The following is a 15,086-nucleotide window of genomic DNA, read 5'->3' as shown; positions in this document are numbered from 1 at the left end:
CGCCGGCCGGTCGCGCCAACCAATTTCCTGGTGGCTGCCGTTTCGCTCGACCCGCCTCCGCCTTAAGAATATTATTAAGTCCGGAGGTGCGGGGGATGGAGTGGGAGATCCTGATGACCGGGCAGGTGGAGGAATTCCTCGACCAGCTCTACGTTCGCGACCGCGAATCCCACCGCCTCGTCAACCAGGCCATCCTGGTGCTCGAACGCAACGGGCCGGCCGAAGGGCGGCCTCTCGTCGACAGCATCACCGCATCGCGTCTGAGCAATCTCAAGGAGCTGCGGCCCCCGTCGGCGGGGCGGACCGAGATCAGGGTTCTGTTCGTCTTCGATCCATGGCGCTCGGCGGTGCTGCTGGTCGCCGGTGACAAGTCCGGGCAGTGGGCACGGTGGTATCGCGAAGCCATTCCGGAGGCGGAGCAGCTGTACGACACGTACCTCAAGGAACGGCAGGAGGAGAACCGATGAGCGGGGTCAAGCGCTGGCGTGACACCACCAACCTGGACCGGGCTATCGACACGGCCGGCGGCCCGCGTGCGTTCGAGGCCGAGGTCGGGGCGATGCTCGATCACGCCCGCGGGTGGCGGCTCGCTGAATTGCGCAAGCGGCGGGAGATGACCCAGGAGCAGGTGGCATCGAGAATGGGTGTCTCGGTCGCCCGGGTGTCGCAGATCGAGTCGGGCAACGTGGCGACCCAGGAGGTGCTCGCGCGCTACATCGGCGCGCTCGGCGGCACCCTCAAGCTGATCGCCGACTTCGGCGACGAGCAGCTCAAGGTTGCCTGAATCCGATGGGTTCACCACTGGATCCCGGCGTCTGTGGACGCGGGATCATTGAGGCATGACCGAGGCGCTTCCCGGCAGGAGCCGGGTGACGATCAGCGACCCGCAGGTGATGCGGGCGCTCGCTCACCCGGCGCGCATGGCGATCATGGAACATCTCGGCACGCTGGAGGGCGGTGCGACGGCGACCGAGTGCGCCGAGATCGCCGGGCTGTCGCCGAGCGCGACCAGCTACCACCTGCGCGAGCTGGCGAAGTTCGGGCTGGTCCGGCAGGCGCCCGGCCGGGGTGACGCCCGGGAGCGGGTCTGGCAGGCGGTGAATCCGTCGTACCACGTCGAGGTGGGACCGGACGCCGACCCGGAGGCGCATGCCGCCGAGGCGGCCCTGGTCGAGGCGCACATGGTCCGCGACGCCCAGCGGGTCCGGGAGTGGCTGCGCCGCGCGCCGGACGAGCCGCCGGAGTGGTACGCGGCGACCTGGTTCAGCGACAGCGTGCTGCTCATGACCGCCGAGGAGTTGACGGAGCTGAACCAGGCGATCCAGGCGCTGATGGAGCCGTACCGGCGACGGACCCGGACCGATCCGCCGGCCGGAGCCCGGCCGGTGGCGACGCAGTATCGGGCGATGCCGCTCGATTGACGGGGTTGCGCACGGCAGTTGTGAAGGATTACTTTCGAAGTATGTCCTTCACAACTGCCGCGTCGCGCTGGCCGGACGTCTGGCTCGCGGCCACCGCGCGCGGCGTCTCCAGTTGCGGGAACTTCCTGGTCACCAGCGCCCTTACGCTTGCGCTCCAGTCCGCCGGGGCCGGTGGGCTCGCGGTCTCCGGGCTGCTGCTCGCCGCGACACTGCCGCTCGTGGCGCTCGCCCCGCTGACCGGCCGCCTCGCCGACCGGGTGGACAGCCGGGTGCTGCTGATCGCCGCCGGGGCCGGCCAGGGCGCGACATGCGTGGCGCTCGCGTACGCCACGGATCCGGTGCTGGTGATCGCACTTGTGGCGCTGCTCGCGACCGGGCTCGCGGTCACCCAGCCGGTGATCGCCGCGCTGGTGCCGGCCATGGTGCTGCCCGAGGACCTGCCCCGTGCCGGTGCGCTGAACCAGACCGCCGGCACGCTGGGCGCACTCGCCGGCCCGGCACTGGCCGGGCTGCTCGTCGGCCAGTTCGGCACCCGCGTACCGCTGCTCCTCGGCGCCCTCAGCTATCTCTCGCTGGTGGCGGCCGGGCTGCTCGTCCGTACCCGCAGGGGAGGCCGCCGGGCGACGGCCGGGACCGCCGCCGTGGTCGCACCCCCGTGGCGGCTGCGCCGCGACCCGCTGCTGACGGTGATGGTCGGCAGCGTGGCCGCGGTGATCGGCGCGGTCGGCGCGGTGAACGTGATCGAGGTCTTCTTCATCCGGGAGACGCTCGGCAGCAGCGCGACCGTGTACGGCCTGGTCACCGGCTCCTGGACGCTCGGCATCGTGCTCGGCGCGTGGCTGTTCGCCCGCGTCGCCCGCCGGCTCGCCGACGACGGCGCGCTGCTCGGCGCCGGGCTGCTGCTCCTCGGCGGCTGCGGTCTGGCGGTGCTGGTCTCGGCGGCGGTGCCCTCGGCCTGGCTGCTCGCGCCCATCTGGCTGCTGGGCGGCGTGGGCAACGGCGGCGACAACGTCTTCAACAACCTGCTGCTGGCACGCCGGGTGCCGGAGGCGGCCCGGGGCCGCGCGTTCGCCGCCTTCGGGGCGGCCGCCCAGGGCGCCGCGATGGGCGGATACCTGGTCGGTGGCCTGCTGCTGGAGGTTGCCGGCCCGCGCACGCTCGTCGCCGGATGCGGCGTGGCCGGCCTGCTCGTGGTGGTGGCGCTGGCCTGGCCGGTCCGCCGCGCGGTACGCGCCGAGCGCGCCGCCGCCCGTACGGCCACGCCTGCCGCCGTGGCGCCGGAGCCGGTCTGATCGCCGGTGTTCTGATCGCCGGTGTTAATAAGGGCCCCTTCCTCTACCGGAGGCGTTAACAAGGGGCCCTTCCTTCCCGGCGGGAGCGGGGTTCGCCACTTCATCGGCTCCCCCGGCGGCGCGGCGGAAGCCACGGCGATACGGTCGGGTCATGGCCGATCGCATCGCCCGCCCCCGGGTGGGGCACATCCAGTTCCTGAACTGCCTGCCCATCTACTGGGGGCTGATGCGGTCCGGCGCGCTCATCGACGTCGACCTGCACAAGGACTCGCCGGACCGGCTGAGCGCCGATCTGGTCGCCGGTGACCTGGACATTGGCCCGATCACGCTCGTGGAGTTCCTCAAGCACGCCGACGACCTGCTGCTCCTGCCCGACCTGGCAGTAGGCAGCGACGGGCCGGTCCTCTCGGTGAACGTGGTGTCCACCCGCCCGCTGGGCGAGCTGGACGGCGCCCGGGTGGCGCTCGGCTCCACGTCGCGTACCGGGGTGCTGCTGGCCCAGCTGCTGCTCGCCGAGCGGCACGGGGTGCGCCCGGAGTACTTCCGCTGCCCGCCGGACCTGACTCAGATGCTGCTGGAGGCCGACGCCGGAGTGCTCATCGGCGACGTGGCGCTGCGCGCGCTCTACGAGGCGCCGGCCAAGGGTCTCGAGGTGACCGACCTGGGGCAGGCGTGGCACGACTGGACCGGCCTGCCGATGGTGTTCGCCGTCTGGGCGGTACGCCGCGAGTTCGCGGCTGCCCACCCGGGGCTGGTCAAGGAGGTGCACGAGGCGTTCCTGCGCTCGCGCGACCTGTGCCTGGCCGAGCTGGACCAGGTGGCGGAGGCGGCGGCCCGCTGGGAGACGTTCGACGCGGCGACGCTCGCCACGTACTTCCGGGCGCTGGACTTCTCGCTGGGGGAGCGGCAGGTGGCCGGGCTGCGCGAGTTCGCCCGCCGGGCGGCCGCGTACGGGGAGGTGCCGGCGCTGCCGGCCGGCGGACCGGAGTTCTTCCAGGGCTGACCGCGCGGGCGAGCGAGGGCTGACCGCGCGGGCCGCGCGGAGTCAGGCCGGGCGTGCCCGGGTCAGGTCGCCGGGCGCAGCAGCGCCTTGGTGATCCGTTCGCAGGCGTCCATGCCGTACTCCCAGCCGCCCTCGACGCCGAACGGGGTGCGCAGCATCACGCCCATCGTCCAGGTGTCGCCGATGGCCAGGCAGTTGACGTGGTACTCCTCTTCCTTGTCCCGGTCGATCCACCCGTTCTTGATGGCGATCTTCTTCTGCTGGGCCGCCGGGAACGCCTTGCGGATGCCGAAGTCGCCGGGAGCGCGGACCTGGCGCATTTCGTTGAGCAGCCACTTGGTCCACTTCGGCCCGGCGGCCCGCCCGTCGTCGATGCAGAGCCCGAGGCGGGCGGTGTCCCGAGGGGACAGCTCGGTGCGGCTCCAGCCGCCGTCATCGGCGACCTCGCTGTCGGTCAGCTTGCAGATCGAGATCAGCCGCTCGATCGAGTCCGAGCCGCCGACGTTCTTGTAGAACTCCTGGGCCCGGGTGTTGTCGCTGTCCCGGATGATCTTCGTGGCGTCGGCCAGCTTCGCGTCGCTCGGCGTCTTGCCGTCCGCGGCGCTCAGGCGCAGGTAGTCGGCGACCACCCAGGACTTGATCAGGGACGCGGTGGTGCTCGTCTCGCCCATGTTCGCCGAGCCGATGATCTTTCCGGTGCGCTTGTCCAGCACGGACCAGGCGTACCAGCCCTTGATCTTCAGGCTGTCCAGGTTCTTCGCCTGGAACGGCAGCGGGGCGATCGACGGTGAGGGGGCGACGCGGGTCGCGTTGCGGTCGACGGGCTGCCGGGCGGACCGCTCGCTCGTCGGCTCGGGACGCGAGTTCGCGGTCGCCTCCAGCGGCGAACCGGGGATCACGCGCAGGGAGAGGCCGAGAAGGCCGACGAGGACCGCAGCCAGGACGCTGAACGCCAGCGGCCGCCGATAGCTGCCGGGCCGACGCCGGGCACCGGCCATCAGAGCTTCCCGACCGGCTGCTGCGGCACCTTGAGCGCGGCGCCGGGCTGCGGCGTCACGAGCTGGGTGGCGACTGTGGCGCACATCTTCGCACCGTACGGCAGGCCGGCGCGGCCCGGGTACCGCATCATCACGGCGAGACTCCACTTGTCGGTGAACGCCAGGCAGCTGACGTGCCAGTTGCCGTCGTAGGCGAGCTGGGTCCAGCCGTTCTTCATGTGCACCGGGCCCTGCGACTTGATCGTCGCCGGAAGGCCGTCGATGATGCCCCACCGGCCGCCGCCGGACCGGGTGCCCTGCTTGCTGACGCTGCCGGCCACCTTGGTCATCTCGCTGAGCAGCCACTTGGTCCACTTGGGGCCGGCGGCGCGACCGTCGGCGATGCAGTCGCCGAGGCGGACCGCGTCCCGGGGGGACATCTCGGTGAAGCTCCACCAGCCCTTGTAGTCGGGCACGTTGCCGGGCCTGGTGTCGGTCAGACCGCAGATCTGGATGGCCCGCGCGATGACCGGGTCGGGCCGCCCGCCCGGCTGCGGCCGGTAGGAACCTCCCGCCGCCCGGTAGACCGCGTTCGCGCCGTCGTCGTCGCTGTCCCGGATCGCGAGGATCGCCGCCTTCTTCAGACCGGCGCTCGGCTGCCTGTCGCCGAGCTGGCGGAGGTAGTCCGCGACGATCCAGGCCTTGAGCATCGACTCCGTGGAGCTGGTCTGGTTCATGTTCTCGGCGCCGGTGACGGTGCCGGTCTCGCGGTCCATCAGGGCCCAGGAGAAGAACTCGCCCTTGAAGTTCACCGACACCGGGGCGTCGGCGAGCGTCGGGGCCGCCGGCGCGGTCGGTGCCGGCGCCGGGACCTGCTCGCCGCCGCCGAAACCGCCGACGCCGTCTCCGGTGGAGAACTTCGCGTACGCGGCCGGCACCAGCATGACGCCGCCGATGAGGACCGCCACGATGGCGAGCACCATGGTCACGCGAGGTCGCATGAGTGGTGAGCTCCAGATGTCTGGCCGGGGGGACCGGCGCTTCCGCATGGGTTCGGCCCGGTCGCCACTAGGCCGGGGGACGATGGCCTGAACGGTGACGATCATGAAGCCGAACGGTTTGCCGGTCGGAAGTCTACTTCCGGACAGCCTCGATGCCAGGTCTCGACACCCGTGAGTTTGCCGGGTGAGCGGGATATTGAGCCGCTTTGCCATCCTTGGGGGATTTCACCCACTGTGAGTGATCGACATCACAGCTACCAGGGCCGATGTCGGCATGCACATGCCCGGTGACGCGAGGTGTCCCTCGAAACCTGTTACACCCTCTGGTGTCATTCGTGGCGAGCTGTAACACTGGCTGCATGTATGGCAACGACTTCGCCCCGCCGGAGGACGCTCCGGGCGGCGGCCTGCTCGGCGAGGTGGAGGCGGCGGAAGCGGCGCTGCGCGAGGCGGCGGCGCGGGCCCGGCGCGGCGGTGCGGCCCCGGACGAGGACGTCGAGGCGTACTTCGCCGACGTCATCAGCGCGGACCAGAAGATCGAACCCCGCGACTGGATGCCCGAGGCGTACCGCAGGACGCTGATCCGGCAGATCGCGCAGCACGCCCACTCCGAGATCATCGGCATGCAGCCGGAGGGCAACTGGATCAGCCGGGCGCCGTCGCTCAAGCGCAAGGCGATCCTGCTCGCCAAGGTGCAGGACGAGGCCGGTCACGGCCTCTACCTCTACGCGGCCGCCGAGACGCTCGGCATCAGCCGCGACGAGCTGGTGGAGCTGCTGCTCGAGGGGCGGCAGAAGTACAGCTCGATCTTCAACTATCCGACGCTGACCTGGGCCGACGTGGGCGCGATCGGCTGGCTCGTGGACGGCGCGGCGATCGTCAACCAGGTGCCGCTGTGCCGCTGCTCCTACGGCCCGTACGCCCGGGCCATGATCCGGGTCTGCAAGGAGGAATCGTTCCACCAGCGGCAGGGCTACGAGATCCTGCACACGCTGGCGCACGGCACCGAAGCGCAGAAGGCGATGGCCCAGGACGCGGTGGACCGCTGGTGGTATCCGTCACTGGCCATGTTCGGCCCGCCGGACGGCGACTCGACGCACAGCGCCCAGTCCATGGCCTGGAAGATCAAGCGCTTCTCCAACGACGAGCTGCGTCAGCGCTTCGTCGACATGTGCGTCGGCCAGGCGGAGGTGCTCGGCCTGACCCTTCCCGACCCCGACCTGCGCTGGAACGACGAGCGGCAGGCGTACGACTACACCCAGCCCGACTACGACGAGCTGATGCGGGTGATCAAGGGCGACGGGCCGTGCAACAGGGAGCGCATGGCGCACCGGCGTAAGGCGCACGCCGACGGCGCGTGGGTACGGGAGGCCGCCGCGGCGTACGCCGCGAAGCGGGCAGAGCGAAAGGAGCCGGTGCCGGCATGAGCGAACGCACCGAGCGAAGCGAGGGCCGTGAGGGCATGCCCAGCCAGCACGGCATGAGCGAACGCACCGAGCGGAGCGAGGGCCGTGAGGGCATGCCCGGTCAATCCGGCATGAGCGGCTCGTCCTCTCCCCTGTGGGAGGTCTTCGTGCGGGCCCGCCGTGGCCTGTCGCACACCCACGTCGGCAGCCTGCACGCCCCCGACGCCGAGCTGGCCCTGCGCAACGCCCGGGATCTCTACACCCGCCGCCAGGAGGGCGTCTCCATCTGGGTGGTGCCGGCGAGCGCGATCACCGCGTCCAGCCCGGACGAGAAGGACGCGTTCTTCGATCCGGCCGCCGACAAGGTCTACCGGCACCCCACCTTCTACGAGGTCCCCGAAGGGGCTGCGCATCTATGAGCTTGTTCGACTTCACGCTCGCCATCGGCGACGACGCGCTGATCGCGGCGCAGCGCCTCGGTGAGTGGACCTCCCGCGCTCCCGAGATGGAGGAGGACATCGCGCTCGCCAACATCGCCCTCGACCAGCTCGGCGCGGCGCGCCTGCTGCTCACGTACGCGGGCGAGCTGGAGGGCGCGGGCCGCGACGAGGACGACCTGGCCTACCTGCGCGACGACCGCGAGTTCCGCAACTGCCTGCTGGTCGAGCTGCCCAACGGTGACTTCGGCGTGACCATGGCGAAGCTGTTCTTCCTGGCCGCGTACCAGGTGCCGCTCTACACGGCGCTGGCCGGCTGCGGTGACGAACGGCTGGCGGCGGTCGGCGCGAAGGCGCGCAAGGAGTCGGCGTACCACCTGGACCACGCCGCGCTGTGGGTGAAGCGGCTCGGCGACGGCACCGAGGAGTCGCACCGGCGCATGCAGGACGCGGTCGACGAGGTGTGGCCGTACGTCCACGAGCTGTTCACCCCGGACCCGGCGGCGCCGGTCGACCCGTCCACCCTTTGGGCCGACTTCGACGCCACCGTGTCCGTGGTGCTGGACGAGGCGACGCTGACCCGCCCGGAGACGGGCTGGACGCCCGGTGGCGGCCGGGACGGCCTGCACACCGAGCACCTCTCCTATCTGCTCGCCGAGATGCAGGTGCTGCACCGCGCCCACCCCGGAGCGCGCTGGTGACAAGCGCGAGGGACGCCGCGGCGGCGGTGGTGGACCCGGAGATCCGGGTCATCACCATCGACGAGTTGGGCATCCTGCGCGCGGTCGACGAGGAACCGGACACCGGCCGGGTCGTCGTCACCATCACCCCCACCTACACCGGCTGCCCGGCCATGGACGTGATCCGGGAGGACATCCGCCGGGCGCTGGCCGCCGCCGGGCATCCGGACGCCGAGGTCCGTACCGTCTACCACCCGGCGTGGAGCACCGACTGGATCTCCGACACCGGCCGGGCCAAGCTCGCCGCCGCCGGCATCGCCCCGCCCGCGCCGCGCGGCGACGACACGGTGGTGCCGTTGACGCTGGCCGTCCGCTGCCCGCGCTGCGGGTCGCCGGAGACCACGCAGATCAGCCGTTTCGGCTCGACCGCGTGCAAGGCGCTGTGGCGCTGCCGCTCCTGTTCCGAACCCTTCGACCACCTGAAGGCGCTGTGACTGTCACCATCACGCGGCCGGTTCGCCGCCGGCCGGTCTTCCACCCGCTGCCCGTCGCCGCCGTGGACCGGCTCACCGACGACTCGGTGTCGATCACGTTCGCGGTACCGGAGGAGCTGCGCGACACATTCGCGTTCTCCGCCGGGCAGCACCTCACCGTCCGCCGCCCGGCCGGCGGCGACGGCGAGGAGGTCCGGCGGTCGTACTCGATCTGCTCCACCCCCGACGAGCTGGCCCGGCACGGCCGGCTGCGGGTCGGGGTGCGTGAGGTTCCGGGCGGGGCGTTCTCCGCGTACGCCTGCGGTGCGCTGCGTGGCGGCGACACCGTCGAGGTGCTGCCGCCGCTGGGCCACTTCACCTCCGCGTTCACCCCGGACCGGGCCCGCCGGTACGGCGCGGTGGTCGCCGGTTCCGGCATCACCCCGGTCCTCGGGCTGGCCGCGACCGCGCTGGCGACCGAGCCGCACAGCACGTTCACGCTCGTGTACGGCAACCGCACGGCGAACTCGGTGATGTTCGCCGAGGAGCTGGCCGACCTGAAGGACCGCTACCCGACCCGGCTGCACCTGGTGCACGTGCTGTCCCGCGAGATGGGGGAGTCGGCGCTGCTGTCCGGGCGGATCGACGCCGACCGGCTGACCCGGCTGCTCGACACCGTCGTGCCCGGTGACGAGATCGAGGAGTGGTTCCTCTGCGGCCCGTACGGCATGGTGGTGGACGCCAAGGCGGTGCTCGCGGGTCGTGGCGTGCCGGACGCGGCGGTGCACACCGAGCTGTTCCACGTCGACGCCCCGCCGGAGCCGGTCCGGCGGGAGACCGACCGGCCCGAGGCGGGCACCGAGGTGACGATCCTGCTGGACGGCCGTTCGTCGAGCTTCACGATGGGCCGGGACGAGCGGGTGCTGGACGCGGCCCTGCGGGTGCGCGGCGAGTTGCCGTACGCGTGCAAGGGCGGCGTGTGCTCGACCTGCCGGGCCAAGGTGACGGTCGGCGAGGTGACGATGGCGCGCAACTATGCGCTGGAGCCGGACGAGGTGGCCGCCGGTTACGTGCTGACCTGCCAGTCCAGCCCGGTCACCGGCGAGCTGACAGTCGACTACGACGCGTGAGGTGGCCGGTGCCCGTCGGTCAGAACGGCAGCGGCAGCGGCGCCGACGCTTCACGCCCCCGGGCCCGGCGGACGTGGCCGCGCCATCCGGCCAGGAGCGCGAACAGCGTCCAGCCGGCCGCGCCGAGCACGAGCATGCTCCGCTTGCCGGCGACGTCGACCTTCTCGGCGTCGGCCAGCTCCACCTGCCCCTGCGGGTCGGCGAGCACGGTCAGCCGCTGGCCGACCCGGTAGCCGGGAGCGCTGCCCGAGTAGACGAGTGGCTCGTCGAGCGGACCGGAGTCGCCGCGGAGCGCGAACTCGTGCCGCTTGCCGGCCGTCTGCACGTCGGTGATGGTGACCTGCTGGGCGACGCCCCGATCCCGCAGCACCGCCTCGGGGGCGAGCTGCACGCTTCCCACCAGCACGAAGAGGGAAGGCACCACCGACAGGACGGCCAGCCACCAGGCCCGGTGCAGCAGGCGCAGGGCGACGGTGAAGGCGAAGCAACCCACCAGGCCGAGGCAGATCGGCACGGCCTGGGACAGCCCTACCGTCAGGTAGCCGACGAGCGTGTTCACCGCGATCACGGCGAGGCCGAAGCCGACAAGGACGGCGGTCATGGTGAGGGACCAGAGGGCGGAGCGGGCACCGGCCACGCGTACGGGAGTGGATACGACTGACACGCCGAGAGCGTAGGTGGGCGACGCCAGCGCTCCGCTTTCCGGAGTGGCGTTTCGGGTCGACCACCATCCGTGACACGTAGAACGTTGCGTCCTACACTTGGCTCATGGAGCAGATCGCCGTCCGGGAGCTGAACCAGCACACCAGCCGGGTGCTGGCGCGGGTGCGCGCCGGTGAGACGGTCGAGGTGACCGATCGGGGTGAGCCGATCGCCCGTCTCGTCCCGGTGCTGGCCGGCGACGCGCTTCTCGGCCGGTTGGTGGCCGAGGGCCGGGCTACGGCCCCGACCACGATCGGCCCGGTCCCGATGCCGCCGGTGCTCGGGGATCCCACGGTGGACGCCGCAGCCGCGCTGGTAGAGGCGCGCGACGAGGAGCGCTGGTGATCTACCTCGACTCGGCGGCGGTCATCAAGATGCTGCGGCGGGAGGCGGAGACACCGGATCTGCTCGGCTGGCTGAACGAGCGCGCCGGCACCGCCCTGGTGTCGTCGGCTCTCGTCGAGGTGGAGGTGCCACGGGCGTTGCGTCGTGCCGCTCCACAGGCGCTGGTGGGTGTCCCCTCGGTGCTGGGACGTCTCTACCGGGTCGAGATCGACGCCACGGTCCGGGCGACAGCGGGCGCGTATCCGGAGCCGATGCTGCGCAGCCTGGACGCCGTCCATCTCGCGACCGCCGAGGTGCTGGCCCGGCAGGCGGCGGCCGAGTTCGTCGCGTTCGTCACGTACGACAAGCGGCTGCTGGAGGCGGCCAGGGCGATCGGGCTGCCGGTGGCCAGCCCGGGCATGCCCTGACCGGGTGGGTCTCTCGTCACCAGGTGAGGAGTGGCGTTTCCCGCCGTCGGGCCCGCGACGTACGCTCGGGGATGTGACGGCGAACCGGGAGATCGACGACATCCTGCAACGCGGCGCGGACGGCGGGCGGATCACGCCCGAGGAGGCGCTGCTGCTCTACACCGACGCGCCCTTCCACGCGCTGGGCGAGGCGGCCGACGCGGTACGGCGGCGCCGCTACCCGGACAACATCGTCACGTACCTGATCGACCGCAACATCAACTACACGAACGTCTGCGTGACGGCGTGCAAGTTCTGCGCGTTCTACCGGGCCCCCAAGCACAAGGAGGGCTGGACCCACCCGACCGAGGAGATCCTGCGCCGCTGCGGCGAGGCGGTCGAGCTGGGCGCCACCCAGGTCATGCTCCAGGGCGGGCACCACCCGGACTACGGCGTCGAGTACTACGAGGAGCTGTTCTCCTCGGTCAAGAAGGCGTACCCGCAGCTCGCGATCCACTCGATCGGCCCGAGCGAGATCCTGCACATGGCGAAGGTCTCCGGCGTGAGCCTGGACGAGGCCATCGCCCGGATCAAGGCCGCCGGCCTGGACTCGATCGCGGGTGCCGGGGCCGAGATGCTGCCGGACCGGCCGCGCAAGGCGATCGCGCCGCTGAAGGAGTCGGGCGCCCGCTGGCTGGAGGTCATGGAGCTGGCGCACCGGCAGGGCCTGGAGTCGACGGCCACCATGATGATGGGCACCGGCGAGACGAACGCCGAGCGCATCGAGCACCTGCGGATGATTCGTGACGTGCAGGACCGCACCGGCGGTTTCCGGGCCTTCATCCCGTGGACGTACCAGCCGGAGAACAACCACCTGAAGGGCCGCACCCAGGCGACCACGCTGGAATACCTACGCCTGGTCGCGGTGGCCCGTCTGTTCTTCGAGACGGTGCCGCACCTGCAGGCGTCCTGGCTGACGACCGGCAAGGACGTCGGGCAGCTCGCGTTGCACATGGGCGTGGACGACCTCGGCTCGATCATGCTGGAGGAGAACGTCATCTCCTCGGCCGGCGCCCGGCACCGCTCCAACCTGCACGAGCTGATCGGCATGATCCGGTCGGCCGACCGGATCCCGGCCCAGCGGGACACGCTCTACAACCGGCTCGCGGTGCACCACACGCCCGCCGACGACCCGAGCGACGACCGGGTGGTCTCGCACTTCTCGTCGATCGCCCTGCCCGGCGGCGGGGCCGGTAAGTCGCTGCCGCTGGTCGAGGTCAACTGAGCGGGTTCGGCCGTTCGGCCGGTCACCGTCCGTCGTGCGGCCGGAGGTCCGCCCGTTTCCGGTGAAGCTTCGGTCAGGGGTCTTCACCTGCGTGATCACCGGCGGCTAGCCTGCCCGCGCGACACCACCGATCCGGGCCGCGAGCAGGCAGGTAACAGGTCGGCGGCGACCCGGTCGAGCACGGCCCGGTGAGCCGACGACGCCATTACGCTGGCGGCGTCCGTCGGGGACCGTCGTCCTCCATCGGCCCATGAGGGCCGTTCACATAACGCACCGCGGCAAGGGCGGGATGGGTGACCATCCCGCCCTTGCCGTCTGTCGGTACCGACGGGAATTCCCACCGTCGGACGCTGGCGTGGCGACGCGTCGCTCCGGTACCGTCCCTTCGTTCCGTGCATTGATCGGCACGTCCCTACCCCCGGGGGAACAATGACCTTCCGCTACCGGTCCACGCTGGCCAGCGCCGGCGTCGTGGCCCTGCTCTCCACCGCCGGTCTCGGCGCGCTCGCCGGCCCGGCGCAGGCGGCCGACAAGGCCGACCTCCAGCTCATCCCGCTCAGCTACCAGCTCGCCAACGGCGTCAGCAAGGCCAAGGCCAAGCCGTTCAAGTTCCAGGTGAACAACACCGTCGGGACGGTGGACGCGAAGGACGTCCGGGTCACGGTCGAGACGAAGGGCCTCGTGAGGGCCAAGGTCGGTGTGCTGGTCCCGGCCGGCTGCGACATCCGCGGCACCGCCTTCTCCTGCCTGCTGGGCGACCTGCCCGCCGGGACCACTGAGGACTTCGGCATCCCGCTGTTCTCCACCGGCGGCACTGGCGCGGCCGGCACGCTCACGGTCTCGATCAGCGCGGCGAACGGCACCGGCGTGCTGGACACGGTCGACCACGACATCACCGTCACCGACCCCGGTTACGACCTCACCACGTGGGTCCAGGACGTGTACGCCGACGTGGTGGTCGACGGCGACGACGCCGGTGAGTCGGGCCTGCGCCCGGTCCGGCCGGGCCAGACCGCGCCGCTGGACTGGGCCGTGTTCAACGACGGCAGCGAGAACGCCACCGGCGTCAGTTACGGCATCACGCTGCCGGCCGGCGTCACCTTCGCCGAGCTGCCCGAGGGCTGCGTCGAGCAGAACCTGGGCGGGTTCGCCAACGCGTACTGCGAGGACCTGGGCGCGGTGCTCAAGCCCGGCCAGTACTACACCGCGGGCGTGCGGGTGACTGTCGGCGCGGACGTGACCGAGAAGGTGCTCCGCCCGGGCTTCGTCTGGGCCGCCGGGCTGGAGGCGGCCTCCGGCACGCCGGAGGAGCGGCCGAAGGCCGCCACCTCGGCGCAGCGCCGCGCGTTCTCCGAGGCCGACGACGGTGACAACACCGCCCAGTTCGACGTCTTCGTCGACCAGAGCCCGCAGTCGACGCCGAGCCCGACGCCGACCGCCGGCCCGACCTCGACGCCGACCGCCGAGCCGACCCCGACCGGCAGCGTGACGGCGGTGCCGACCCCGACCGCCGGTGGCGGTACGGGAGGCGGCACCGGCGACGGCGGCCTGCCGGTGACCGGTATGCAGGTCGGCCTGATCGGCGGAATCGGCGCGGCCGTCCTCGCGGCCGGCGCGGCGCTGATGATGCTGTCCCGCCGCCGCAAGGTGGTGCTCGTCACGCCGGGCGAGGAGCGCGCCGAGGACTGACCGGCGAACCGTTACGCGATCAGGGCGGGGTGGGTGACCACCCCGCCCTCTCGCGTACCCGGGGCGGGACGGGAGCGGCGCGGCTGGCAGAGTGGAGGGGTGAGCCGTACCCCGCAGGGCCAGCGCGCCAGCCTGGACAAGCAGCCGCACGAGGTAGCCGCGATGTTCGACGGTGTCGCGGCCCGCTACGACCTGACCAACACCGTGCTTTCCTTCGGGCAGGACCGGTCCTGGCGGCGGGCCACCCGGGCGGCGCTCGGGCTGCGGCCCGGCGAGCGGGTGCTCGACGTGGGCGCCGGCACCGGCGTCTCGACCGAGGAACTGGCCCACTCCGGGGCGTACGCGGTCGGCGCCGACCTGTCGCTGGGCATGCTGTACGCGGGCAAGCGCACCCGCCCGTCGGTGCCGCTGCTGGCCGGGGACGCGCTGCGGTTGCCGTTCGCCGACGCCAGCTTCGACGCGGTGACCATCTCCTTCGCGCTGCGCAACGTGAACGACACCGACGCCGCGCTGGCCGAGCTGGCCCGGGTGACCCGGCCGGGCGGGCGGCTGGTGGTCTGCGAGTTCAGCACGCCGGTGAACCCGGCGTTCCGCACCGTCTACCTGTCGTACCTGATGCGGTCGTTGCCGGCCGTCGCCCGCGCGGTGTCGAGCAACCCGGACGCCTACGTCTACCTGGCGGAGTCGATCCGGGCCTGGCCGGACCAGGCGGCGCTGGCCGCCCGGATCGGCGCGGCCGGCTGGGGCCGGGTGGCGTGGCGCAACCTGACCGGCGGCGTCGTGGCGCTGCACCGGGCCGTCCGAAACTGACCCTCCAGCCAGCAAGCGCTGGTCATTTCGTGAATATCCGATTCTGGTC

The 15,086-nt window shown here is 71.8% G+C and carries 18 protein-coding genes; 15 read left to right on the top strand and 3 right to left on the bottom strand.

The window, feature by feature from the left end:
• The first annotated feature begins 95 nt into the window (after positions 1 to 95).
• The 5 genes from O7604_RS07810 to O7604_RS07790 all read left to right on the top strand — a co-directional run bounded on the left by O7604_RS07810 (position 96) and on the right by O7604_RS07790 (position 3,716).
• A complete protein-coding gene (locus tag O7604_RS07810) occupies positions 96 to 467 on the top strand; it encodes a type II toxin-antitoxin system RelE/ParE family toxin (RefSeq protein WP_281579263.1) in 372 nt (123 codons plus the stop codon).
• Positions 464 to 784: a helix-turn-helix transcriptional regulator gene (locus O7604_RS07805; protein WP_269702866.1), complete on the top strand. Its 321-nt coding sequence runs from the start codon at positions 464 to 466 to the stop codon at positions 782 to 784. The genes O7604_RS07810 and O7604_RS07805 overlap by 4 nt, the downstream gene beginning before the upstream one ends.
• Before the next feature lie 55 nt (positions 785 to 839).
• Positions 840 to 1,421, top strand: a complete 582-nt coding sequence (locus tag O7604_RS07800) for a winged helix-turn-helix domain-containing protein (protein WP_269702864.1) — start codon at positions 840 to 842, stop codon at positions 1,419 to 1,421.
• Between the two features lie 41 nt (positions 1,422 to 1,462).
• Positions 1,463 to 2,713 (top strand): MFS transporter, encoded by a 1,251-nt coding sequence (locus O7604_RS07795; RefSeq protein ID WP_281579262.1) that lies wholly within the window; start codon positions 1,463 to 1,465, stop codon positions 2,711 to 2,713.
• A gap of 151 nt (positions 2,714 to 2,864) precedes the next feature.
• Positions 2,865 to 3,716 carry a menaquinone biosynthesis protein gene (locus O7604_RS07790; RefSeq protein WP_194802049.1) on the top strand — a complete coding sequence of 284 codons (852 nt, stop codon included), beginning with the start codon at positions 2,865 to 2,867 and terminating at the stop codon, positions 3,714 to 3,716.
• A 62-nt stretch (positions 3,717 to 3,778) separates the two neighbouring features.
• Here O7604_RS07790 and O7604_RS07785 read toward each other — a convergent pair whose 3' ends face one another.
• Both O7604_RS07785 and O7604_RS07780 read right to left on the bottom strand, forming a co-directional pair.
• Positions 3,779 to 4,714 carry a hypothetical protein gene (locus O7604_RS07785; protein WP_269702862.1) on the bottom strand — a complete coding sequence of 312 codons (936 nt, stop codon included), beginning with the start codon at positions 4,712 to 4,714 and terminating at the stop codon, positions 3,779 to 3,781.
• A complete protein-coding gene (locus O7604_RS07780) occupies positions 4,714 to 5,694 on the bottom strand; it encodes a hypothetical protein (protein ID WP_269702860.1) in 981 nt (326 codons plus the stop codon). The genes O7604_RS07785 and O7604_RS07780 overlap by 1 nt, the downstream gene beginning before the upstream one ends.
• A 359-nt stretch (positions 5,695 to 6,053) precedes the next feature.
• Between O7604_RS07780 and paaA the strand changes: the two genes are divergently transcribed.
• The 5 genes from paaA (at position 6,054) to paaE (ending at position 9,820) form a co-directional block, all read left to right on the top strand.
• On the top strand, positions 6,054 to 7,121 hold the full coding sequence (gene paaA / locus O7604_RS07775; protein ID WP_281579261.1) for a 1,2-phenylacetyl-CoA epoxidase subunit PaaA: 1,068 nt from the start codon (positions 6,054 to 6,056) through the stop codon (positions 7,119 to 7,121).
• A gap of 110 nt (positions 7,122 to 7,231) precedes the next feature.
• Entirely contained in the window at positions 7,232 to 7,519 is a 288-nt protein-coding gene (paaB, locus tag O7604_RS07770) for a 1,2-phenylacetyl-CoA epoxidase subunit PaaB (protein WP_269706940.1), read from the top strand.
• Positions 7,516 to 8,238, top strand: coding sequence for a 1,2-phenylacetyl-CoA epoxidase subunit PaaC (gene paaC, locus O7604_RS07765; RefSeq protein ID WP_281579260.1), 723 nt, complete (start codon positions 7,516 to 7,518; stop codon positions 8,236 to 8,238). Before paaB ends, paaC begins: the two co-directional genes overlap by 4 nt.
• Positions 8,235 to 8,711 carry a 1,2-phenylacetyl-CoA epoxidase subunit PaaD gene (gene paaD / locus O7604_RS07760; RefSeq protein WP_281579259.1) on the top strand — a complete coding sequence of 159 codons (477 nt, stop codon included), beginning with the start codon at positions 8,235 to 8,237 and terminating at the stop codon, positions 8,709 to 8,711. Before paaC ends, paaD begins: the two co-directional genes overlap by 4 nt.
• Positions 8,708 to 9,820 carry a 1,2-phenylacetyl-CoA epoxidase subunit PaaE gene (gene paaE, locus O7604_RS07755; RefSeq protein WP_281579258.1) on the top strand — a complete coding sequence of 371 codons (1,113 nt, stop codon included), beginning with the start codon at positions 8,708 to 8,710 and terminating at the stop codon, positions 9,818 to 9,820. Before paaD ends, paaE begins: the two co-directional genes overlap by 4 nt.
• A 19-nt stretch (positions 9,821 to 9,839) precedes the next feature.
• Here the strand turns inward: paaE and O7604_RS07750 are convergent, their stop codons facing one another.
• Positions 9,840 to 10,484: a hypothetical protein gene (locus tag O7604_RS07750; RefSeq protein ID WP_281579257.1), complete on the bottom strand. Its 645-nt coding sequence runs from the start codon at positions 10,482 to 10,484 to the stop codon at positions 9,840 to 9,842.
• A gap of 104 nt (positions 10,485 to 10,588) precedes the next feature.
• On the opposite strand from O7604_RS07750, the gene O7604_RS07745 reads away from it, so the two are divergent.
• The 5 genes from O7604_RS07745 (at position 10,589) to O7604_RS07725 (ending at position 15,037) form a co-directional block, all read left to right on the top strand.
• Positions 10,589 to 10,867, top strand: coding sequence for a type II toxin-antitoxin system prevent-host-death family antitoxin (locus O7604_RS07745; protein WP_281579256.1), 279 nt, complete (start codon positions 10,589 to 10,591; stop codon positions 10,865 to 10,867).
• Positions 10,864 to 11,274, top strand: coding sequence for a type II toxin-antitoxin system VapC family toxin (locus O7604_RS07740; RefSeq protein ID WP_043327321.1), 411 nt, complete (start codon positions 10,864 to 10,866; stop codon positions 11,272 to 11,274). The genes O7604_RS07745 and O7604_RS07740 overlap by 4 nt, the downstream gene beginning before the upstream one ends.
• A 73-nt stretch (positions 11,275 to 11,347) precedes the next feature.
• A complete protein-coding gene (gene mqnC / locus O7604_RS07735; RefSeq protein WP_030500766.1) occupies positions 11,348 to 12,538 on the top strand; it encodes a cyclic dehypoxanthinyl futalosine synthase in 1,191 nt (396 codons plus the stop codon).
• Between the two features lie 429 nt (positions 12,539 to 12,967).
• Entirely contained in the window at positions 12,968 to 14,227 is a 1,260-nt protein-coding gene (locus tag O7604_RS07730; RefSeq protein WP_281579255.1) for a cell wall anchor protein, read from the top strand.
• Positions 14,228 to 14,326: 99 nt separating this feature from the next.
• The gene (locus O7604_RS07725) at positions 14,327 to 15,037 is read left to right on the top strand and encodes a demethylmenaquinone methyltransferase (RefSeq protein WP_091414513.1); all 711 of its coding nucleotides are present in this window, start codon (positions 14,327 to 14,329) and stop codon (positions 15,035 to 15,037) included.
• Positions 15,038 to 15,086 lie beyond the last annotated feature (49 nt).

Source organism: Micromonospora sp. WMMA1947 (assembly GCF_027497355.1).
GTDB lineage: Bacteria > Actinomycetota > Actinomycetes > Mycobacteriales > Micromonosporaceae > Micromonospora.
Note: the sequence above shows the minus strand (reverse complement) of the source record. Positions and strands in the feature narration are given on the sequence as shown.